The following is a 21376-nucleotide window of genomic DNA, read 5'->3' as shown; positions in this document are numbered from 1 at the left end:
TATGGCTTTGCGCCAGCTCAGTTCTGAATGCATTTATCGTACATTTTTATTTACACCAAATGTAACGTCGATTTGACGAAATATGGATAATGCCTTAACCTGCGCCGCAGATATCACTCATAAAGATCGTCAGGACAGAAGAAAGCGTGAAAAACAGAACTCTGGGAAGTGTTTTTATCGTGGCGGGAACCACAATTGGCGCAGGTATGCTGGCAATGCCGCTGGCAGCGGCTGGCGTCGGTTTCACCGTCACTCTGACATTGTTAATCGGCTTGTGGGCCTTGATGTGTTACACCGCGCTGTTACTGCTGGAAGTGTATCAGCATGTCCCTGCAGATACCGGCTTAGGCACACTGGCAAAACGCTATCTGGGCCGCTACGGTCAGTGGCTGACCGGCTTCAGTATGATGTTTTTAATGTATGCCCTGACCGCAGCATATATCAGCGGTGCCGGTGAATTGCTTGCCTCCAGCATCAGCGACTGGACTGGTATTTCAATGACCACAACTGCGGGTGTGCTGTTGTTTACTTTTGTTGCCGGTGGTGTGGTTTGTGTTGGGACATCGCTGGTCGATTTATTTAACCGTTTTCTGTTCAGCGCCAAGATTATTTTCCTGGTGCTAATGCTGGTATTGCTGCTACCACATATTCATAAAATCAATCTGCTAACGCTGCCACTGCAACAGGGTCTGGCATTGTCTGCAATTCCGGTGATTTTTACCTCGTTTGGTTTTCACGGTAGCGTACCGAGCATCGTCAGCTATATGGATGGCAACATTCGTAAATTGCGCTGGGTGTTTATTACCGGTAGCGCGATCCCTCTGGTGGCATATATTTTCTGGCAACTGGCGACACTGGGCAGCATTGATTCAACAACCTTTATGGGACTGCTGGCGAATCATGCTGGATTAAATGGGCTGTTACAGGCATTACGCGAAGTGGTGGCCTCGCCGCATGTCGAGTTGGCGGTGCATTTATTCGCTGATTTAGCCCTCGCCACATCTTTCCTGGGCGTAGCGTTAGGCTTATTTGATTATCTGGCGGATTTGTTTCAGCGTTCCAATACCGTTGGTGGAAGACTGCAAACCGGTGTAATTACCTTTCTGCCGCCATTGGCGTTTGCGCTGTTTTATCCACGTGGTTTTGTAATGGCGCTCGGGTATGCTGGCGTAGCGCTGGCAGTATTAGCGTTGATAATTCCTTCACTGCTGACCTGGCAGAGCAGGAAGCATAATCCACAAGCAAGCTATCGGGTGAAAGGTGGACGTCCCGCACTGGTGTTGGTGTTTATCTGTGGCATTGGCGTGATTGGCGTGCAATTTTTGATTGCGGCAGGATTGTTGCCAGAAGTGGGATAAATGCTTTGCCGTGTATATGGACATAGTCCAGATTTTTGTCCGCATCCTTAAAACATGGGTGCCAGAGTTAATTCTGACACCCAATATAGCCTCTTAATGCAGGCAGCACTGCTTATATTTCTTGCCACTACCACATGGGCAAGGGTCGTTACGACCAGGTTTTTCTTCAGCTTTAATCGGTTGCTGAACAGCTTTTTCCTGAGGATGCGTCATCCAGTAAGCATGCAAATCAAGCGCCGCCAGTCGAATGGCATCCACGCTTTCTTCAAACGCTTCTGGCGACATCTTCTCTACGCGCTCGAAGTTTTCCTCAGTACCGTGCAGCGCAATCGCTTCAAGCGCCGGTTTTAATGAGTCAGGCAATGCAGACCAGTCAGAAAGCGCAACGCCACGCATATAGCCAAAGCACCACTCTTCGACAATCGTCAGCTCGCTACCGTCAACTTCTCGTAGACCAAATAACGGTTCAAACTGTTCAGGAAACTCGTTGAGGCGCTCTGCAGTATCGGCCATATGTTGAAACGCCAGGTTCATAAAGCGCGTCATCTCTTTCTCTGACGCCCAGCGCGGCACATAATCCGCCCCACCCCACACAGCAACCAGCCACTGTTCTGGTTCAATTTCTTGCGGAGAACTCAACACCGCCGTCAACAAACCGTCCAGCTCTGCCACATCAAGGATGGCGTGGTCTGTGTTGTATTTGGTCAAGATATCATCCAGCCATTCCAACTCACTTTCGTTTAACGGTCCAGTTTTCATACGCTTTTCCTTGTGGATCTCGACTCGCCAGCGCCTATCTTACATGTCGGTCTGGCATAGAGATACTTTTCGAGTGGATTACCCGGAGATTAAAAATCAGAGAGGGTGTAACGACAAGTTGCACATACAAAAAAACCACCCGAAGGTGGTTTCACGACACTGCTTATTGCTTTGATTATTCTTATCTTTCCCATGGTACCCGGAGCGGGACTTGAACCCGCACAGCGCGAACGCCGAGGGATTTTAAATCCCTTGTGTCTACCGATTCCACCATCCGGGCTCGGGAAAAGTTGGAGGCGCGTTCCGGAGTCGAACCGGACTAGACGGATTTGCAATCCGCTACATAACCGCTTTGTTAACGCGCCGAATTCTTCAGGCTTTTCAGCCAGACACCCGCTTAATGCCGATGTCGTTTAAACTGGAGCGGGAAACGAGACTCGAACTCGCGACCCCGACCTTGGCAAGGTCGTGCTCTACCAACTGAGCTATTCCCGCAATCATCAAGCAATCAGCTAATTACTTGATTTTATTATCGTCTGGCAATCAGTGCCGCCGTTCGATGCGTTGCATTCTACTTACCTGACGCGTTGAGTCAACGATATTTTTCATCACTTTTGATCGTTTGCTGAAATTTGCGTCGAAACGATCACTGATCAAGCAAATCTGCGCGAGCAGCGCTCAAATATTGCAACATTGACCAGAGTGTCAGCACCGCAGCCACAAAGAAAAGGGCAATACCGGCGTACTCAACCCAAATATTCGGGCGCCACAGCAACCAGGCCAGCGCGACCATCTGGGCAGTCGTTTTGACTTTACCAATCCAGGATACGGCCACACTGCTACGTTTACCGAGTTCAGCCATCCATTCACGCAGAGCAGAAATGATAATTTCACGGGCAATCATCGTTGCCGCCGGTAAGGTCACCCACCAGCTATGATAATGCTCGGTTACCAGCACCATGGCGATGGCGACAAGCACTTTGTCTGCTACTGGATCAAGGAAGGCACCAAAACGGGTACTCTGGTTCCAGCGACGCGCCAGAAAACCATCGAACCAGTCAGTCACCGCCGCGACGCAGAAAATGAGCGCGGCAGCAAACGGCGACCAGGTAACAGGTAGATAAAAAACCAATACAAAGAATGGGATAAGGATGACACGGAACAGTGTGAGCAACGTAGGGATATTAAATTGCATAATGACGGGTAACTATCTGTTGTCAGTAAGATTACCCCTATGTTGCTACAGAGACATCAATGTTTCAACGACCAGAAGATCTTTTCTGCCAGACCTTGCGAAATACCCGGCACTTTTGCAATTTCTTCGACGCTGGCGTTACGTAAACCTTGCAAACCGCCCATATATTTCAACAACATTTGTCGACGTTTTGGCCCGACGCCTTCAATGGTTTCCAGGGTGCTGGTATTTTTGACCTTCGCCCGTTTTTTGCGATGTCCGCCAATCGCATGATCGTGTGATTCATCGCGAATATGCTGGATGACGTGCAACGCAGGCGAATCTGGCGGTAAGCTAAAGCCCTCTCCTTCAGGCTCGAAGAACAATGTTTCCAGCCCAGCCTTACGGTCGGCCCCTTTGGCAACGCCAAGTAACAACGGATGGTTTTTATCCCAGGGGACGTCCAGCTCGGCGAAGACATTTTTCGCCTGCGCAAGTTGTCCTTTGCCACCATCAATCAGGATCACGTCCGGAATCTTACTGTCATCGATGGCTTTACCATAACGCCGACGCAACACCTGATTCATCGCCGCATAATCATCGCCCGGCGTAATGCCATTGATGTTATAGCGCCGATACTCCGCACGCAGTGGGCCATTAGCATCAAACACCACGCACGAGGCAACGGTTTGTTCGCCCATCGTATGGCTGATATCGAAACATTCCATCCGTTTCACTTCCGGCAATTTCAACACGCTGGCAAGCGCTGTCAGTCGCTGATGAACGGTTGATTGCTGCGAAAGTTTGGTGGTTAACGCTGTTGCTGCATTCGTCCGTGCAAGTTTCAGGTAACGCGCCCTGTCGCCTCGCGGTTTGGTCTGAATGTTTATCTTGCGCCCCGCCAGTTCTGATAATGAATCGGCGAGCAGCGTTTTATCGCTAAGATTAAAATCGAGCAGGATCTCACCCGGGAGAGTGCGCATCTGGCTGCCCTGTAAATAGAACTGACCAACAAAGGTTTCCACGACTTCGCCCAGTTCCGTACCGCCCGGCACCTTCGGAAAATAGCTACGGCTACCGAGCACTTTGCCCTGACGAATAAACAAAACATGGACACATGCCATACCAGCATCGAACGCCACGCCAATAACATCAAGGTCGTCGCCCGTATTAGAGACAAATTGTTTTTCGGTGACGCGTCGCACCGCCTGAATTTGGTCGCGAATACGTGCCGCTTCTTCAAACTCCAGATTCTGGCTGGCTGTTTCCATGCGGCTAATCAGTTGCTTAAGCACCTGATCGTCTTTACCCGATAAAAACAGGCGCACATATTCAACCTGCTGGGCATACTCTTCTTCGCTAACCAACCCGGCCACGCACGGCCCAAGACAGCGCCCTATCTGGTATTGCAGGCATGGACGCGAGCGATTGCGATAAACGCTATTTTCGCACTGGCGAATGGGGAAAATCTTTTGTAACAACGCCAGAGTTTCACGCACCGCATAACCATTCGGGAACGGGCCGAAATACTCTCCCTTGGCGTGCTTTGCACCGCGATGCATCGCCAGACGTGGATGTGTATCGCCACTGAGGAAGATAAAGGGGTAAGATTTATCATCGCGTAACAAAACGTTGTAACGCGGCTGATAGAGTTTGATGTAGTTGTGTTCCAGCAATAATGCTTCGGTTTCAGTATGAGTCACCGTGACATCGATTTGCTGGATCTGGGCGACCAACGCTTCCGTTTTGCGCGAAGCGAGATTGCTACGGAAATAGCTTGAAAGCCGTTTTTTCAGGTCTTTCGCTTTACCGACATAAATAACCGTACCACCAGCATCATACATGCGATATACGCCCGGCTGGCTGGTGACGGTTTTTAAAAACGCTTTTGCGTCAAACTGAACACTCACTGACTTGTTAACGTCTCCGCATTACACAAACCATGGCGAATAGCCAGGTGAGTCAGCTCAACATCGCCATGAATGTTTAATTTACTGAACATACGGTAGCGATAGCTGTTCACCGTTTTCGGGCTGAGATTAAGCTGTTCTGAAATCTCATTGACCTTCTGGCCTTTGGTAATCATCAGCATAATCTGCAATTCGCGTTCAGACAAACTGGCAAATGGGCTTTCTGTTTTTTCTGGTTCGATCTGGCTTAACGCCATTTGTTGCGCAATGTCAGAAGCAATATAACGCTGCCCAGAATAGACAGAACGAATCGCGCTCACCACCTCCTGCGGGGCCGCACCTTTGCTTAAATAGCCCGCAGCGCCAGCCTGCATGACTTTTGCTGGTAAAGGGTTTTCGGTGTGAACCGTAAGCATGATGATTTTGACATCTGCGGTTGAACGGGCGATTTTACGCGTCGCCTCAAGGCCGCCAATGCCAGGCATGCTCATGTCCATTAGCACCACGTCGACGGAATTTGCCCGGCACCACTTAACGGCATCTTCACCACAGGAAGCCTCACCAACGACTTTAATACCCTTTATATCTTCCAGAATGCGTCGTATCCCTGCGCGCACCAGTTCGTGGTCATCAACAAGTAGAACGTTGATCAAAGGAATATCTCCAGAAATAGGGATAACGCTACTGATAGTTAGTCATCCGTATATTAGCGGGTTTTATTGCAACTTTGAAACGTTAAAAATGGTGGGTATTCGATTTTTCTCTCATTTTTGATAATTCGATTGTCCACAGTTATGATCACGTCCGTCACCAAAAAGCTTCCGGGGCGTTGTAACCTATCTGTTAGACTGAAATGTGACAAAAATTGACTTCATTCAGCACAAATGAAAAATCATCAGCATGAATATGTAACATTAATTAACTCAATAAATACACACAAAAAACATTCATGATATAAATATTTATTAACCACTATATTAACTAATTTAATATCAATGATGATTCAGCGACCAAAAAACAACCACTGCTATTTTTAGCAAAGCTTATGGTATACTCCGCCGCCTTAACATTTTTTACTGCAAATTTTCATTGCAACATGACGAGGAAAATAAATGAGTACGCCTGATTTTTCTACTGCCGAGAATAATCAAGAACTGGCAAATGAAGTCTCCTGCCTGAAAGCGATGCTGACGCTGATGCTGCAGGCGATGGGACAAGCTGACGCGGGCCGCGTGATGTTAAAGATGGAAAAACAGCTTGCGCTGATCGAAGACGAAACCCAGGCTGCGGTATTTTCCAAAACGGTTAAGCAAATTAAACAGGCCTACCGCCAGTAATATAAAACAGGCTGAAAGCACACCTTTCAGCCGGTTTTACACCTGGCACGCAGAATGTAATAGAGGTCATATTAAGCCAGTTGCGGCAGCGTAGCAGGCAACTTGGGTCTTATTCGGCGCGTTGATTTTTTTCTGCATGTTTTTCTGATGAAAATTAACCGTGTTCTCGGAGATTGACAAGATCATCGCAATCTCTGCCGATGTCTTACCTTCCGCGGTCCATTTCAAAATTTCCTTTTCCCGCTTACTGAAATTCATCTCCGGCGTCATCACTATTTGATCATTTAAACGCATCAGCGCCATCAGACTTTCGCGCACCAGTAACTGCATTTTTAATTGCAGCTCATCACTAAGAACGGGTATTTCGCGCGTACTGCTACGAGAAAATGACAAAAATCCCAACGCCCGGTTCGGTAGCATTAAATACTGAGTAACTCCCCTGCGTAAACCATGTGCACGCGCAGCCTCCCATAATGGCTGGGCTTCACTGAATAAGTCATCATTCCACAATAAATGGCCCTGACTGAAGTTTTCAGGGTTGAGCACGGGATCAATAGCGAGAAAGTTTTTTGCCTGATAATAACTAACCCACGACTCAGGGTAATTGGTGTAGAAAGCCACTTTGGGTCGCGTGAATGGCACCGGGTGGCGAACACATAACGAATAGTAATCGTACTCGAGCTGCTGAGCCTGAAGCTCTATTTCATGGTAGACCTCTTCTGCGGCCTCCATCCTCTGAAAGCGCGACAGCATTGTGCGACGCCAGCTAAAAAAATCCGTATCCTGCATAGTAAACCGCAATGCCCCTGAGAGTGAGTATCATTTATACTGAAAACTCAAGCTATCACATAAATAAGATTTATATATAATTTATATTATTCAGATAATGAATTACTTTTGCAAGACATCGCATTCTCTTATGTTATTAATGAGTTATGCTGATTTATTGACCGTTTATTGAGTCTTCAGAAGAGTGGTTCGCCCCGGTCACTAACTCACCGGGGCTGATTTTTTCTTATTATTGCAGTAGAAACTTCTCGAGAAACTGGCGGGTACGGGGCTGCTGTGGATTAGCAAATAACGCTTTCGCCGAGCCCTGCTCTACTATCCGCCCCTGGTCCATAAAGATCGCGCGGTCAGCAACGTCACGGGCAAAGCTCATTTCGTGCGTAACAATGACCATTGTGCGCTTTTCCTGTGCCAGCTGGCGGATAGTATTCAGGACTTCGCCCACCAGCTCTGGGTCCAGGGCCGACGTTGGCTCATCAAACAAAATCACCTCGGGACGCATCGCCAGCGCCCGGGCAATCGCCACGCGCTGCTGTTGACCGCCAGATAAACGACGTGGATAGCTGGCTTCTTTGCCTGCAAGGCCAACTTTCGCCAACAACTCACGTGCGCGCGCCGTGGCTTCCTCTTTAGGTTCACCTTTGACAATCACCGGCCCTTCAATAATGTTTTCCAGCACCGTACGATGCGGAAACAAATTAAAGTTCTGGAAAACAAAACCAACATGCTGGCGCAACTGACGAATCAGGGATTTTTGCTGACTTAACGAACGCGCGGTATCAATGGTGATATCCCCGACGGTAATCGTCCCCGCTTCTGGTTGTTCCAGCAAATTTATGCTGCGTAGCAACGTAGTTTTCCCGGAGCCGCTTGGACCTATAATCGCCACCACTTCGCCGGTTTTAACCTCCAGATCTATGCCATGCAGCACCGTCTGACCGTGGAATTTTTTCACCAGGTTTTTAACGTCAATGGCACTCATTTTGGATCCCTCTCCTGGCGATTAAGTTGACTCTCAAAATGGTTCTGCAACGTCGATAACACCGTCGCCATAATCCAGTAGATGAGCGAAGCCGCCAGATACATGGTGAAAACTTCCAGTGTGCGCGAAGTAATCAACTGCGCCTGACGGAACAGCTCTGGCACCTGAATCGTCGCAGCCAGAGAAGTATCTTTTACCAGGCTGATAAAACTGTTCGACAGCGGCGGCAGTGCTACCCGCGCGGCCTGTGGCAAAATAGCACGACGCATAGTTTGCCACGGCGTCATGCCGATACTGGCAGCTGCTTCCCACTGACCTTTATCTATAGACGAAATCGCTGCCCGCAGCGTTTCGGCTGCATAGGCGGCGGTGTTCAGTGACAGGCCAATCATCGCTGACGGAATCGGGTCTAATTCAATGCCAAACTGCGGCAAGCCGTAGTAGATCATAAACAGCTGTGCGATGAGTGGCGTACCACGGAAAATGGAGATATAAAAACGCGCCAGCCAGCGCACTGGCCAGACGGGCGACAGGCGCATCAGCGCGAGAATAAATCCCAGCAGTAAGCCAAAAAACATGCCGCCAATGCTGAGTTGCAGCGTATACCCTGCCCCTTTCAACAGGAATGGCAGCGAATCAATAACCAGTTGTATGCTTTCTTGCATGAGCGTTTCCGGAGCTAAACGTGGGGGTGATAGGCGAACAGTGCAGGTGCGCCGCCGGTATGAATAAACAGAATCGGCCCTTCATCTTTGAAGCGTTTCTGACTTATACCATCAATCAGCCCCGCCATCGCTTTTCCGGTATACACGGGATCAAGCAGAATGCCTTCCAGACGCGCCAGCAGTTTCACCGCCTCCATGCCATCGTCATTCGGCACACCGTAGCCAGGCGCAAAATAGTCATCCCAGAGTAAAATTTCCGCTGAGGCAGTCAACTCCAGTTCTTTCGCGATCGCCTGTTGTAGGCTAACCACTTTCGGCAACTGGTCAGCAACAGAACGTGAAACAGTCACGCCAATCAGTTCTGTTTCAGGCATCAGTTGTTCCAGCCCTACTGCAAGCCCGGCGTGAGTTCCGGCACTGCCTGATGCCACCACCACCGACGATATGTTAACCGCCCCTTCACACTGCTGGGCGATTTCCAGCGCACTCTCCACATAGCCCAACGCCCCTAAAGCATTAGAGCCGCCAACCGGAATGACGTATGGGCGAAAGCCTTGCGCTTCGACGCGAGTCGCTAACTCTTCCAGTTGGGCATCAGGATCGGTCAGCGCATCGCACATTTCAATCTGAGTATTGAACAGATCCAGCAACAAGCGGTTGCCGTTGGTTAAATAGTTTTCTGCGGCAGTACCAATGGGATTTTCCAGCAGCGCCACGCAGTGCAGACCAAGTTTTGCGGCCACTGCGGCAGTCTGGCGCACATGGTTAGACTGAATCGCTCCGGCTGTAATCAGTGTATCGGCACCTTCGCGCAAGGCGTCTGCTGCGAGAAATTCCAGTTTGCGTAACTTATTTCCGCCCATTGCCAACGGGGTGACGTCATCCCGTTTGATGAAAATGTCCCGCCCGAGATAATCAGAAAAACGTGGCAGATATTCGAGCGGTGTCGGTGCGCCGATAAACTCCAGTCGTGGAAAACGAGTTAAATTATGCAGTGGCATAAAAGCCTCCGATGTGTGTTGTTGTGATCTTGTTATTATGCACGCTGGAAACGTATAAATAAAAAATGCACCGATTAAAGCGCCCTTTTTTGTCATTATGCCCGTCCAGAATAGCGTTGACACGTTCCCTACTGTGAGTTCAACCGAGGGATGCAACACAGTGGTTGAACCGATCTGCGGGTGATTCGTACTCTGGAGTTTTCTCGGTCTTTCGTTGAGCATATGGCAACTGTAGTACTCATGGATTCCGGGCGATAGCAGGTAGTGTGTTAATAGAATCAGATTTGTGGTCCCGTGATGCTGTTGAATATCCGATGGGTCATCAGGAACGTAACGGTGTAAAGGCTGCTTATGTCCATAAAGCAGAAAATCTGATGTCCCCTGGTTGCGGGGATAACTTCTCCTGGCATCTTAGGTTGATCAAGCCTGGTTATCCATACCCATTCATTAATAAGGAAACCATTATCTTTATATTAATTATTATTTATATCCATGTCTGTTTTTAGGATAAAAATATTATATTCCATGACGGTATTTTCAGGCACTTTTCTTATAAAAAAGCAGAGAAACACTCACTATCTAAAATTACACCGACCAATAAACAAACTAACATCCAGAAAACATTACAATTTCAAATTACTCGCCAAAAAAAATCAACCTGATTGCTTGAGATGGATTTTCTCTGTTTATTTGCAATAATGCTCGCATCGATCATTTGTATGATGATTGGATGATGCATATTACTTCCCAATGACATTACACAGTCAAAAAATTTAACTCACCATTTTCAAACAAAGTATTATTGGAGATTTTGTGAAAATGAAAATTAATAAAAAAGAAAAATTTGATATCCATATAAAAAACAGAAAAACATTCGGCATAACGCAAGAGGGAATGAAGACAACATTACTATTCAGCCTTATATCTGCCACTCTGACCATTCAGCCTGCTTTGGGAGCCAAAAAGGAAGTTACTCTTTCTGAAGGAAACCCTACAGAAATATCTGAAAATATCCTTGGTGCTGATGGCGTGCGTCACCCCCCGGGTAATGATGATGGGGAAGCTGGTGAAGATGCTCTCATTGTTAATGTTGTACCTGGTTCGTTACAGGATGAAAATATCCTGACAATTAACAGCGGTACCAGCATTAGTGGCGGTGAAGGCGGATGGGCTGGTGATGATGATGTTACTAAGATGGGATCGGCAGGAGGCCAAGGCGGTACAGCCATTACTGGAAATAATTTTACTCTTGTTAATTCTGGTGATATTTCCGGTGGTAAGGGGGGTTGGGGAGGTTATGGTAATGGCGGAGGCGATGGAGGTGAAGCAGGTACCGCTATTTCCGGAGATCATCTTACCATTACGAACAACGGTAGCATTACGGGTGGCAATGGCGGAATGACTGGAGCCAGTGGTTATGGCGATGAGAGCGGTGGTTTAACTGGGACTCCTGCTGTTGGTGGGACAGCCATATCTGGCAACAATCTTCAAATAAGCAATAACGGAAACATCACTGCCGGGCAAGGTAGTAGTGGTGCCTGGTGGGCGGTATGGGGACCTTCTGCCGGCACAGGAGGGAATGGAGGCACGGCAATATCCGGAAATAATATGGAGATAACAAATAATAATCACATTACAGGTGGCCAGGGGGGGGATGGTGCTCGCGGTGGTGAAGGTAGTGTCGAATTTTCTACCGTTCCGAATATTAATGGGAGTACCGGTGGTAGTGGTGGTATTGGAGGGTCTGCTATATATGGTAATAATATTAAGATAAATAATACGGGAGATATAACTGGCGGACAGGGGGGCACTGGTGGTGAAGGTGGTAGTGGTTATACAGAATATGATCCCACTGATTCAGTGCCTCTTGGCACTGGTGGTACTGGTGGTATTGGTGGCACCGGGGGGATTGCCATATCTGGAAATAATATGGAAATAAATAATTATGGAAATATTATTGGTGGCACTGGTGGTGATGGTGGTTATGGTGGCGACCCCGGTGAAAATATGCATTCTGAAAATACTGGTAACGGTGGTAATGGTGGCGACGGAGGTAATGGTGGTACTGCTATATCCGGGAGTGATATTACGATAAATAATCATGGCGTGATATTGCCTGGTAGTGGCGGACGGGGAGGTAACGTTAACCTCTTCGAGTCCGGGGAGATATCTGGTAACAGAGGGCAAGATTGTGATACCGCAATATCTCTGAATGGTGGAACTAACTTGTTGAATCTCTTCGCTGGTTCTGTCATTCAAGGTGATATTGTTTTGAATAATGTTGAAAATAATGCTGATGGTAATTCTCTGTCCATTACAAATAAAGACGCCGCCAGCTCTGAGATCAAAGGCAATCTGAGTGCGGGTACAGGTACACATATTTCCGTTTCGGGAGCTGATGTCACCTTTAGCGGAAGTTCGGTATTTGACAGAGATTCATCGCTGAATATGAGTACAGGTTCCAGTCATTTAACTGCCAACAATATCCAGTTCAATAACGGTGCAGTGCTTAATGTTGATACTGCCATGACAATATGGAAGCAAAATGAGTACGGCTTGTTGACGACCTCCGACGGCATAACAGGGCTCTCTGAAAATAATATTTATCAGCATAATAATCTACTGAGTGATGGTGCTGAAGACTATGTTTTAACATCACTTAGTGGTAACGGGCAGACAGTAAAAGAGGTTAGTTCTTCCCTGAAGTGGAATGACCCTTCAGGAAATGGATATGGCACGTTTGACCTGAGATATGGCGCGGTGTTAGAGCTGAAGGTACGGCTTGCAGATAACAATGCTGTTCAGTTATCTCATGGCTGGGATGGAAAAACGCTGACCAAAGCCGGCGAAGGAACACTGATTCTGTCCTCCCAAAACACTTACACAGGTGTAACAGACATCCGCGGCGGCAATGTCCGCATGAACAGCAACAGTGCTCTGGGGCAGACCAGCGAGATTCGTCTGGCAGACGACACCATGCTGGACATGAACGGTCACAGCCAGACCGCAGGTAAACTGAACAGCGCAGCAGGTTCCATACTGAACATTAATGGCGGTAATCTGACCCTCACAGGTGGAGGCCTGTCTGCAGGTACCCTCATCGGCTCTGGCTCCCTGAACATCAGCGGTGGCGTGTTCGATATTACTGGTGCCAGCCGCGCCCTGAATGCCACCACCACTATCGCAGAAAAGGCAATGGTGAAAGTGCTTAATACTGACGGACTGGGAACAGGCTTGGTTAACACTGCCGGCACACTGATTCTGGGCAAGGCTGATGCACCTGTCATGCTTGCCAACAGCCAGGTCACCATCGCTCAGCAGGGGACACTCTCCGGCTCTGGTGGTGTCGCCGGGAACGTAACTAACAGCGGTACCCTTGACCTGAGAGCTGATGCACCAGGTAATGTACTGACGATCGGAGGTAACTATACCGGTAATAATGGCTTACTGCTCATGAACACCGCTCTGGGGAATGACAGCTCCGCAACAGACAAACTGGTTATTAAAGGCGATGCTTCCAGTCAGACCCGAGTGGTTGTTATAAATGCAGGTGGTACCGGAGCACAGACACTGAACGGTATTGAGTTGATTCATGTCGACGGAAATGCTGACAGTGCTGCATTTATTCAGGCCGGGCGTATTGCCGCCGGGGCTTATGACTACACGCTGGGACGTGGTCATGGAAGCAACCGTGATAACTGGTATCTGACCAGTGGTAAAAACACTCCGTTCCTGCTGCGCGCTCTGAAAGCAATGCAACCCCCTGCCCCTGAACCTGCTCCGGGTGGTCATGACAACGACCTGCGCCCGGAAGCTGGCTCCTACACGGCGAACATGGCTGCCGCAAACACTCTGTTCGTGACCCGTCTTCATGAACGCCTGGGGCCAATGCATTACACCGATGTGATTAACGGTGAGCAGAAAGAAACCAGCATGTGGATGCACCATGAAGGGGGACACAACCGCTGGCGTGACGGTACAGGTCAACTGAAAACACAGGGTAACCGTTACGTCCTGCAGATGGGCGGTGACCTGGCTTTGTGGAGCCGGAACAGATCTGACCGCTGGCATCTGGGGGTTATGGCTGGTTACGGTAATGACCATAACAATACAGATTCTGTACGTACCGGATACAGTTCAAAAGGCAGTGTGAAAGGATACAACACAGGTCTGTATACCACCTGGTATGCTAATGATGAGACACATAGCGGGGCTTATCTGGATAGCTGGGCACAGTACAGTTGGTTCGATAACGATGTGAAAGGTGACGGACTACCGGGGGAATCCTGGAAATCAAAAGGTCTGACAGCCTCACTGGAAACCGGTTATGTCTGGAAAACCGGTGAGTTTACCGGTAGCCATGGCAGTCTGAACGAATGGTATGTCCAGCCTCAGGCTCAGGTTATCTGGATGGGCGTAAAAGCTGATGAGCACCATGAACGCAATGGTACCCGTGTTGAAAGCACTGGTGACGGTAACGTCCATACCCTTCTGGGCGTGAAAACCTGGATTAAGGAACACAACAGAATGAATGACGGCAAATCCCATGAGTTCCGTCCGTTCGTTGAGGTGAACTGGCTGCACAACACCCGTGATTTTGGCACCCGCATGAACGGTGTGACGGTACATCAGGACGGTGCCAGCAATATCGGAGAAGTAAAAACCGGTGTTGAGGGACAGATTAATGACCATCTGAACCTGTGGGGCAATGTGGGTGTACAGATCGGTGACGAGGGATACAGTGACGCCTCTGCCATGCTGGGGGCGAAGTATACATTCTGAACCGGGTAGTGGAGTAGCCAGCGCTTTATCAGTCAGTGCATGAGAGAAACGGGATAACCTGCTCAATGACCGTTGGTTATGACTGCGACCAGAATGCGCTGGCTGAACGAATAAACGGGCTCCTGAAAAACTCGCGTCCTGCAGGACCGGATAATAGTAAAAAATCCGTGGCAATTTATAACCATGAGCGGCCACACCTGGCACTGAAAGACAAAACGCCCGATGAAGTTCATCAGGCGTTTTACAGACAGAAATCTGTCAACTTATAGCAGGACCAGTCAATACGTTGATTATTTGCTCACATCAGCACCAAACCATTTTTCGGAAAGGGCTTGCAAGGTTCCATCTTTTTGCATTTCTGCAATGGCATCGTTAACTGCTTTCAGCAAGTCTTCGTTACCTTTACGCAGCGCGACACCTGACTCCTGGCGGGAGAAGGCTTCGCCAGTTACTGCCAGCGTATCATTGGTTTTCTTCACCAAATCCAGCGCCGCCAGACGGTCAACCAGGATGGCATCAATACGGCCTACACGCAGATCCTGGTACTTGGTCGGGTCGTCATCATAGGTGCGCACATCAACACCCTGAACATTCTGACGCAGCCACTCTTCATAGTTGGTGCCTAAACCAACACCAACTTTTTTACCTTTCAGGTCGTCTGCGGTTTTTATTGTGCCTTCATTACCTTTTTTCACCAGCGCCTGAATACCGGAAATGGTGTAAGGGGTAGAAAAATCGTATTTTTTCTTGCGTTCATCAGAAATGGTGACCTGGTTAATCACCACATCGATGCGTTTAGAATCCAGTGACGCCAGCATCCCGTCCCATTTGGTCGGTTTTAATGCGGCATCAACGCCCAGATGTTTTGCTAGTTGTTGGGCAAATTCCACTTCAAAACCAGTCAACTTGCCGTCATCGCCCTGAAAGCTGAACGGCGGGTAAGTCCCTTCCAGTCCCACCAGCAATGTGCCACGCTCTTTTACTTTATTGAGCAGGCCTTCGTTGGCAAAACTTTTCACGCTCATACCCGCAACCAGCGCCACGGCCATAACGCCCATCAACGCCTGATGTCCCAGATGTGCTAGTTTCATATTCACCCCGAATGTTGTTTTGTTGGTTTGCAGTGTAGAGCCATTGTTTGTAAACACAAAAACAACTCTGCTACATCTTATTCTTATTTAATATATATCAGAAGCTGACATGCAGGGGGAATTCTGCGCAAGATCACCGCGGGTTTGCGTCTGGTAACACTGATACTTACGTAATGCGATGCGGTAATTATTGGTGCTTGTGGTGGGTAGCCAAGGCGCCAGGTTTTCATCAAGAAAACCATCCTGCAGCAGGTCGGTGGAAATATCTTGCTCGCTTAAATAATTACCCAAACGACGCAGACGTACCACATACTCGCGCACAGTACCGGGGCTCATTTCAGTATGGTCAAAGAGAAACTGCTTGAAGCCGATAATATCAAAAAAATCACTCTGCGTTTTGCAGTGTAAATCGCCGCAAAAACGACACAACGCGGACCATGATTTTTGTTCTTCCTGCCAACCATTTTCATCAAGCAGTGTATCGAGACGGGAAATCTCGATTTTATTCACTATTTTGCCGTCGCGAACCAGCGTAATGCGATCAAGTAGTTTACGGCAAAATGCGCAATGGGTTTGACTGTGTTTAAAGTCTTTAAGATAGCGACTCAATGGCCGCCTTTTCTGGTGCTGCATCATTATTAAGAACTCCTGGTATTCAAAATTAATGTGCGGCATTTACTTAAGTTATAACTTACCCAGTTTGGTGCGTAACCGTTTAATGGCCTGACTGTGTAACTGACTGACCCGCGATTCACCAACTTCCAGCACCGCGCCAATCTCTTTGAGATTAAGCTCTTCCTGGTAATAGAGCGTTAATACTAACTGTTCACGCTCCGGCAACATTTCGATGGCTTCCATTACCCGTTGACGCAAATTACTTTCCAGTAATTTTTGTAACGGGTTTTCGCGCTGATGATCGTCACTTACCAGTTCAATACTATCGCCATGCTCTTCACGCCACTCATCGTAGGAAAAGAGTTGGCTGTTATTAGTATCAAGCAACATTTGTCGATAATCGGCGATTTCGATCCCTAAACGTTCTGCCACTTCAGTTTCTGTGGCGTTACGGCCAAGTTCCTGCTCCAGTTGCCCCATTGCCTGCGCCACTTCACGCGCATTGCGTCGCACGCTTCGTGGCACCCAGTCACGGCTGCGAAGTTCATCCAGCATAGCACCACGGATTCGCTGCACTGCGTAAGTTGTAAATGCCGTTCCTTGCAGGGCGTCATAACGTTCAACGGCATTAAGTAATCCAATGCCGCCCGCCTGTAGGAGATCATCAAGTTCTACACTCGCGGGCAGTCGGACCTGCAGGCGCAATGCTTCGTGACGCACCAGCGGGATATAACGCTGCCACAGCGAGTATTTATCCATTACACCTTCAGCGGTATAGAGTGATTTCACGATAAACAACCCTGCGTTATATAAGTAATCGGCATAATTATCCGTTTCTGCAGGTTTTTTAATCGGACGATTAATGGGTGAAATAAGCGGTTATTTAGAGTGATCGGTAAATAATGAGCAAAATAACCCCGCCGGACGCGGGGTTAAGAGATCTGACAACGTACGCTTCATCTTGCCGGATGCGGTGTAAATGCCTTATCCGGCCCGGACGAATATGCAAATTTAATTAATTGCGATTCACCTCGTAGGCCTGATAAGCGTAGCGCATCAGGCAATTTGGCGTTTGCTGTCATTATCGGTTAGTCAGGTTTTGGTGATTAACCCTGCAGCAGAGACAGAACTTGCTGCGGCACCTGGTTAGCTTTAGACAGCACGGAGTTACCCGCCTGCTGGATGATCTGCGCTTTCGACATGTTGGACACTTCGGTCGCATAGTCGGCGTCCTGAATACGGGACTGCGCTTCAGACAGGTTGGTGGTGGTGTTGTTCAGGTTAGTGACCGCAGAATCCAGACGGTTTTGTACGGCACCGAGGGAGGAGCGGAATTTGTCGACTGATGCAATCGCTTTGTCTAAAAGTGCCAGTGGATCAGCAGAAGAAGCCCCTGAGAACTGTGCAGTCGGAGTTGCTGTAGATAATTCAACTTCAACCTTGTTCCCTGTGGCTGTTGCTGCAGTGTCATCATCAAGCGCCGTTGAAACCGTTGTAGCGTAGTTTTTGCCCTGGAATGTTACATAACCCGCAGCCGCACCTTTAGAGTCAGCGGCAACTTTAATCAGTTGATCTTTCTGAGTAGCCGCTGTCGTTAGTCCATTATCGGTGTCTTTGTATTCGACATCGGCTTTATTCAACGTGACTTTACCGTTTGAATGATCAATCGACGCGGAGTAGAAATCACTGCCGGATTGAACGACGAACTGTGCAGTGGCAGCCCCTTTCTCATCCAGTGTATTGTGTAATGTCAGGCTAGAAACATCGACTGTTTTACCTGTCGCAGTAGTCAGATCTTTCGCAACAGCAGTGAAATCAACACCAACGGGTTTCGTTCCTTTATCACCCGTAATTTGAGTAATGGAACTGCTAACATTCAGCGACTGACCTGAAACGGAGAAACCATTCAATCCCAGCGTTGAAGAATCAATCTTCTGCAAATCGATAGAGATGGTCTGCCCGTCATTCGCGCCAACCTGAATCTTCATCGAACCGTCTTTTGCCAGTACATTCACGCCGTTGAACTGGGTCTGACCGGAAACACGGTCAATTTCATCCAGACGGGATTTGATTTCGTCCTGAATAGAAGACAGGTCAGAATCAGAGTTAGTCCCGGTCGTCGCCTGAACGGTCAACTCACGCACACGCTGCAAGTTGTTGTTGATTTCAGACAGTGCGCCTTCTGCGGTCTGCGCCAGAGAAATACCGTCATTGGCGTTACGCGCGGCCTGAGTCAGCCCTTTAATGTTAGAGGTGAAACGGTTAGCAATCGCCTGACCAGCGGCGTCGTCTTTCGCACTGTTAATACGCAGACCAGAAGAGAGGCGCTCGATAGAAGTCGACAGCGCAGACTGGTTTTTGTTGATGTTGTTCTGAGTGATCAGCGAGAGGCTGTTGGTGTTAATGACTTGTGCCATAATTTTTATTCCTGTTTTTTAGCTCTACGGTTTAAGTATTGGGCTTCCACCCTTCGGCTTCGTCGCCGTCAACCCTGTTATCGTCTGGTCACTCACAACCTTTAGAATTTTTTTCTAGCCGTCGAAATACTCCCCTTCCTCGTTGCTGTTCGTGTCATTAAGCCCAAAAATAAATCGTAAACTTTGCCCCGCTTGCGCCGATAACCCCGGTATTCGTTCTACATGTCGCATGATTAAGGAATATATATGGCTAGTATTTCAACGCTCGGGGTTGGGTCGGGGCTGGACTTAAGCAGCATCCTCGACAGTCTTGAGGCGGCAGAAAAATCTACCCTGACGCCGATATCAAAACAGCAAAGCTCGTACACCGCGAAACTGAGCGCCTACGGGACGCTGAAAAGCGCGTTGGAGAGTTTTCAGACCGCCAACACGGCACTGAATAAAGCCGACTTATTTACCGCTACCTCAACCACCAGCAGTTCTTCAGCTTTTAGCGCCACCACCACGGGCAGCGCAATTGCCGGAAAATACACCATTAGTGTCAGCCAACTGGCACAGGCACAGACGCTCACGACCCAAAACAGCCAAAAAGACAACAAAGCCGCCATCGCCACCAGCGATAGCGTACTGACCATCCAGCAAGGCGGTGGAAAAAATCCCGTCACGATTGATATCAGCGCGGCTAACTCGTCACTCTCTGGCATCCGCGATGCAATTAACAACGCCAAAGCCGGCGTCAGCGCCAGTATCATCAATGTGGGTAACGGCGAGTATCGTTTATCTATCACCGCCAATGATACCGGTAGCGATAACGCCATGAAACTGAGCGTCAGCGGCGACAGCGCCCTGCAAAGTTTTATGGGTTACAACGGAACGTCGGGTGATAGCAGCAATGGCATGATTGAAAGCGTCACCGCGCAGAACGCCAAACTGACGGTTAATAACGTTGAGATTGAAAACAGCAGCAACACTATCAGTGACGCGCTGGAAGATATCACTCTCAACCTGAATGACGTCACCACCGGTAATCAGACCCTCACCATCAGCAAAGACACCTCCAAAGCTGAAAATGCGGTTAAAGCGTGGGTGGATGCCTATAACACGTTACAGGATACGTTCAGCAGCTTAACAAAATACACCGCAGTCGATGCCGGGGCAGAAAGTCAGGACTCCAGCAACGGCGCGTTACTCGGTGACTCCACGCTGCGCACCATCCAGACCCAGTTAAAAACGCTGCTTGCCAATACGCATAGCAGTTCGGCCTATAAAACATTGGCACAGATCGGTATCACCACCGACACCAGTACCGGTAAGCTGGAAATAGCGACTGACAAGCTGCAAACGGCCCTGAAGAAAGATGCCGCTGGCGTAGGTGAAATGTTTATTGGTGACGGTAAAAGCACTGGCGTAACCACCAGCATTAGCAGCAACCTGACCAGTTGGCTCTCCTCCACCGGGATAATCCAGGCTGCAAAAGATGGCGTAAGCAAAACGCTGAACAATTTGACGGATCAGTACAACGCTGCCAGTGAACGTATCGATACATTAATGGCGCGCTACAAAGCCCAGTTCACCCAACTGGATGTGTTAATGAACTCGCTTAACTCCACCAGTAGCTATCTGACACAGCAATTCGACACCTCAAATAGCAGCTCGAAATAATCTTCAGGAGAGACTATGTACAGCGCAAAAGGCACGCAGGCCTATGCACAAATTGGCGTTGAGAGCGCCGTGATGAGCGCAAGTCCACAGCAACTGGTTACCATGCTATTTGACGGCGTGTTGAGTGCGCTGGTAAGAGCACGCCTGTTTATGCAGGACAACAACCTGGAAGGTAAAGGCGTTTCTTTATCGAAAGCTATCAACATCATTGAGAATGGGCTGAAGGTGAGCCTCGAAGAAGAAAGCCAGGATGAATTAACCCAGAATTTAATTGCGCTCTATAGCTATATGGTCAGGCGTTTGCTGCAAGCGAATTTGCGTAACGATGTCTCCGCAGTAGAAGAAGTGGAAACGTTGATGCGCAATATTGCCGATGCCTGGAAAGAGACTTTACTCTCCCCTTCTTTGATTCAGGACCCTGTCTGATGAACCATGCACCGCACTTGTATTTTGCCTGGCAGCAACTTGTCGAAAAAAGCCAGCTCATGTTACGCCTGGCGACAGAAGGACGATGGGATGAACTCATCGCCAGCGAAATGGATTATGTGAATGCGGTGCAACAAATCGCGCACCTGACGGAAGAGATGGAACCCTCTGCCATGATGCAGGAACAACTCAAACCGATGCTACGCCTCGTCCTGGACAACGAAAGCAACGTTAAGCAGTTATTGCAGGGGCGAATGGATGAGCTGGCGAAGCTGGTTGGTCAGTCATCGATGCAAAAATCCGTATTAAGTGCTTACGGCGACCAGGGCGGCTACGTACTGGCGCCGCAGGAGAATATCGTCAATTTTTCTCCCCATCTGCATTTTGGCAAAGCATAAAAGTTGGATT

Annotated in this window: 19 protein-coding genes, 3 tRNA genes and 2 pseudogenes; 9 read left to right on the top strand and 15 right to left on the bottom strand. The window is 48.6% G+C overall.

The genetic code is table 11. The annotated features are described in order from the left end of the window. Positions 1 to 146: 146 nt before the first annotated feature. Complete coding sequence (gene tyrP, locus FEK66_RS09455; RefSeq protein WP_130208549.1) at positions 147 to 1358, top strand: tyrosine transporter TyrP; 1212 nt, start codon at positions 147 to 149, stop codon at positions 1356 to 1358. Positions 1359 to 1451: 93 nt separating this feature from the next. Here the strand turns inward: tyrP and yecA are convergent, their stop codons facing one another. The 7 genes from yecA to uvrY form a co-directional block, all read right to left on the bottom strand. Then, on the bottom strand, positions 1452 to 2117 hold the full coding sequence (gene yecA / locus FEK66_RS09450) for a UPF0149 family protein YecA (protein ID WP_130208551.1): 666 nt from the start codon (positions 2115 to 2117) through the stop codon (positions 1452 to 1454). Between the two features lie 193 nt (positions 2118 to 2310). Beyond that, a tRNA-Leu gene (locus tag FEK66_RS09445) sits at positions 2311 to 2397 on the bottom strand. An 11-nt stretch (positions 2398 to 2408) separates the two neighbouring features. Continuing rightward, positions 2409 to 2482: transfer RNA gene (locus FEK66_RS09440), tRNA-Cys, on the bottom strand. A gap of 54 nt (positions 2483 to 2536) precedes the next feature. Beyond that, positions 2537 to 2612, bottom strand: a tRNA-Gly gene (locus tag FEK66_RS09435). 151 nt (positions 2613 to 2763) lie between these two features. Continuing rightward, positions 2764 to 3312 carry a CDP-diacylglycerol--glycerol-3-phosphate 3-phosphatidyltransferase gene (gene pgsA / locus FEK66_RS09430; protein ID WP_001160187.1) on the bottom strand — a complete coding sequence of 183 codons (549 nt, stop codon included), beginning with the start codon at positions 3310 to 3312 and terminating at the stop codon, positions 2764 to 2766. Positions 3313 to 3368: 56 nt separating this feature from the next. Further along, positions 3369 to 5201 (bottom strand): excinuclease ABC subunit UvrC, encoded by a 1833-nt coding sequence (gene uvrC, locus FEK66_RS09425; RefSeq protein ID WP_130208553.1) that lies wholly within the window; start codon positions 5199 to 5201, stop codon positions 3369 to 3371. After that, positions 5198 to 5854 carry a UvrY/SirA/GacA family response regulator transcription factor gene (gene uvrY, locus FEK66_RS09420; protein WP_064529316.1) on the bottom strand — a complete coding sequence of 219 codons (657 nt, stop codon included), beginning with the start codon at positions 5852 to 5854 and terminating at the stop codon, positions 5198 to 5200. Before uvrY ends, uvrC begins: the two co-directional genes overlap by 4 nt. A 338-nt stretch (positions 5855 to 6192) precedes the next feature. Here uvrY and FEK66_RS25990 point away from each other — a divergent pair, with 338 nt between their 5' ends. Next, on the top strand, positions 6193 to 6327 hold the full coding sequence (locus FEK66_RS25990; RefSeq protein ID WP_240731141.1) for a hypothetical protein: 135 nt from the start codon (positions 6193 to 6195) through the stop codon (positions 6325 to 6327). Then, positions 6314 to 6538 (top strand): DUF2594 family protein YecF, encoded by a 225-nt coding sequence (gene yecF / locus FEK66_RS09415; RefSeq protein WP_000106474.1) that lies wholly within the window; start codon positions 6314 to 6316, stop codon positions 6536 to 6538. Before FEK66_RS25990 ends, yecF begins: the two co-directional genes overlap by 14 nt. A gap of 66 nt (positions 6539 to 6604) precedes the next feature. Here the strand turns inward: yecF and sdiA are convergent, their stop codons facing one another. The 4 genes from sdiA to dcyD form a co-directional block, all read right to left on the bottom strand. After that, positions 6605 to 7327 carry a transcriptional regulator SdiA gene (gene sdiA, locus FEK66_RS09410; protein WP_130208555.1) on the bottom strand — a complete coding sequence of 241 codons (723 nt, stop codon included), beginning with the start codon at positions 7325 to 7327 and terminating at the stop codon, positions 6605 to 6607. Between the two features lie 229 nt (positions 7328 to 7556). After that, positions 7557 to 8309, bottom strand: a complete 753-nt coding sequence (gene tcyN, locus FEK66_RS09405) for an L-cystine ABC transporter ATP-binding protein TcyN (RefSeq protein ID WP_131161112.1) — start codon at positions 8307 to 8309, stop codon at positions 7557 to 7559. Further along, positions 8306 to 8974: a cystine ABC transporter permease gene (tcyL, locus tag FEK66_RS09400; protein WP_130208559.1), complete on the bottom strand. Its 669-nt coding sequence runs from the start codon at positions 8972 to 8974 to the stop codon at positions 8306 to 8308. The genes tcyN and tcyL overlap by 4 nt, the downstream gene beginning before the upstream one ends. Before the next feature lie 14 nt (positions 8975 to 8988). Beyond that, the gene (gene dcyD / locus FEK66_RS09395; protein ID WP_135494085.1) at positions 8989 to 9975 is read right to left on the bottom strand and encodes a D-cysteine desulfhydrase; all 987 of its coding nucleotides are present in this window, start codon (positions 9973 to 9975) and stop codon (positions 8989 to 8991) included. A 239-nt stretch (positions 9976 to 10214) separates the two neighbouring features. Here dcyD and FEK66_RS25985 point away from each other — a divergent pair. From FEK66_RS25985 to FEK66_RS09380, 3 genes and pseudogenes are all read left to right on the top strand, one after another. Beyond that, a pseudogene (locus tag FEK66_RS25985) lies at positions 10215 to 10346 on the top strand (integrase); the annotation flags it as partial. Between the two features lie 448 nt (positions 10347 to 10794). Continuing rightward, on the top strand, positions 10795 to 14757 hold the full coding sequence (locus FEK66_RS09385) for an autotransporter outer membrane beta-barrel domain-containing protein (protein ID WP_240783239.1): 3963 nt from the start codon (positions 10795 to 10797) through the stop codon (positions 14755 to 14757). A 23-nt stretch (positions 14758 to 14780) separates the two neighbouring features. Next, a pseudogene (locus FEK66_RS09380) lies at positions 14781 to 15026 on the top strand (integrase core domain-containing protein); the annotation flags it as partial. Between the two features lie 21 nt (positions 15027 to 15047). On the opposite strand, the gene tcyJ reads toward FEK66_RS09380, so the two are convergent. The 4 genes from tcyJ to FEK66_RS09360 form a co-directional block, all read right to left on the bottom strand. Then, on the bottom strand, positions 15048 to 15848 hold the full coding sequence (tcyJ, locus tag FEK66_RS09375) for a cystine ABC transporter substrate-binding protein (RefSeq protein WP_130208565.1): 801 nt from the start codon (positions 15846 to 15848) through the stop codon (positions 15048 to 15050). An 87-nt stretch (positions 15849 to 15935) separates the two neighbouring features. After that, the gene (fliZ, locus tag FEK66_RS09370; protein WP_130208735.1) at positions 15936 to 16487 is read right to left on the bottom strand and encodes a flagella biosynthesis regulatory protein FliZ; all 552 of its coding nucleotides are present in this window, start codon (positions 16485 to 16487) and stop codon (positions 15936 to 15938) included. A gap of 45 nt (positions 16488 to 16532) precedes the next feature. After that, positions 16533 to 17252 carry an RNA polymerase sigma factor FliA gene (fliA, locus tag FEK66_RS09365; RefSeq protein WP_064529323.1) on the bottom strand — a complete coding sequence of 240 codons (720 nt, stop codon included), beginning with the start codon at positions 17250 to 17252 and terminating at the stop codon, positions 16533 to 16535. Positions 17253 to 17569: 317 nt separating this feature from the next. Further along, positions 17570 to 18880 (bottom strand): FliC/FljB family flagellin, encoded by a 1311-nt coding sequence (locus FEK66_RS09360; RefSeq protein ID WP_135494087.1) that lies wholly within the window; start codon positions 18878 to 18880, stop codon positions 17570 to 17572. 246 nt (positions 18881 to 19126) lie between these two features. Between FEK66_RS09360 and fliD the strand changes: the two genes are divergently transcribed. Genes fliD through fliT form a run of 3 tightly spaced genes read left to right on the top strand, consistent with a single transcriptional unit; the run spans position 19127 to position 21366 of the window. After that, on the top strand, positions 19127 to 20542 hold the full coding sequence (gene fliD, locus FEK66_RS09355) for a flagellar filament capping protein FliD (RefSeq protein ID WP_135494089.1): 1416 nt from the start codon (positions 19127 to 19129) through the stop codon (positions 20540 to 20542). Positions 20543 to 20557: 15 nt separating this feature from the next. Then, positions 20558 to 20968 carry a flagellar export chaperone FliS gene (gene fliS, locus FEK66_RS09350; RefSeq protein ID WP_130208571.1) on the top strand — a complete coding sequence of 137 codons (411 nt, stop codon included), beginning with the start codon at positions 20558 to 20560 and terminating at the stop codon, positions 20966 to 20968. Next, complete coding sequence (gene fliT, locus FEK66_RS09345; RefSeq protein WP_131161107.1) at positions 20968 to 21366, top strand: flagella biosynthesis regulatory protein FliT; 399 nt, start codon at positions 20968 to 20970, stop codon at positions 21364 to 21366. Before fliS ends, fliT begins: the two co-directional genes overlap by 1 nt. Positions 21367 to 21376: the final 10 nt, after the last annotated feature.

The organism is Escherichia sp. E1130, assembly GCF_005781065.1.
Lineage (GTDB): Bacteria > Pseudomonadota > Gammaproteobacteria > Enterobacterales > Enterobacteriaceae > Escherichia.
This window is presented reverse-complemented; position numbering and strand designations above follow the sequence as displayed.

Excerpts from the sequence above, each read along its gene's own strand:
- tcyL (WP_130208559.1), bottom strand. The coding sequence starts at position 8,974 with ATGCAAGAAAGCATACAACTGGTTATTGATTCGCTGCCATTCCTGTTG.
- FEK66_RS09385 (WP_240783239.1), top strand. The coding sequence starts at position 10,795 with ATGAAAATTAATAAAAAAGAAAAATTTGATATCCATATAAAAAACAGA.
- yecF (WP_000106474.1), top strand. The coding sequence starts at position 6,314 with ATGAGTACGCCTGATTTTTCTACTGCCGAGAATAATCAAGAACTGGCA.
- tcyJ (WP_130208565.1), bottom strand. The coding sequence starts at position 15,848 with ATGAAACTAGCACATCTGGGACATCAGGCGTTGATGGGCGTTATGGCC.
- fliD (WP_135494089.1), top strand. The coding sequence starts at position 19,127 with ATGGCTAGTATTTCAACGCTCGGGGTTGGGTCGGGGCTGGACTTAAGC.
- fliT (WP_131161107.1), top strand. The coding sequence starts at position 20,968 with ATGAACCATGCACCGCACTTGTATTTTGCCTGGCAGCAACTTGTCGAA.
- yecA (WP_130208551.1), bottom strand. The coding sequence starts at position 2,117 with ATGAAAACTGGACCGTTAAACGAAAGTGAGTTGGAATGGCTGGATGAT.
- FEK66_RS09360 (WP_135494087.1), bottom strand. The coding sequence starts at position 18,880 with ATGGCACAAGTCATTAACACCAACAGCCTCTCGCTGATCACTCAGAAC.
- tcyN (WP_131161112.1), bottom strand. The coding sequence starts at position 8,309 with ATGAGTGCCATTGACGTTAAAAACCTGGTGAAAAAATTCCACGGTCAG.
- pgsA (WP_001160187.1), bottom strand. The coding sequence starts at position 3,312 with ATGCAATTTAATATCCCTACGTTGCTCACACTGTTCCGTGTCATCCTT.
- dcyD (WP_135494085.1), bottom strand. The coding sequence starts at position 9,975 with ATGCCACTGCATAATTTAACTCGTTTTCCACGACTGGAGTTTATCGGC.
- sdiA (WP_130208555.1), bottom strand. The coding sequence starts at position 7,327 with ATGCAGGATACGGATTTTTTTAGCTGGCGTCGCACAATGCTGTCGCGC.
- fliS (WP_130208571.1), top strand. The coding sequence starts at position 20,558 with ATGTACAGCGCAAAAGGCACGCAGGCCTATGCACAAATTGGCGTTGAG.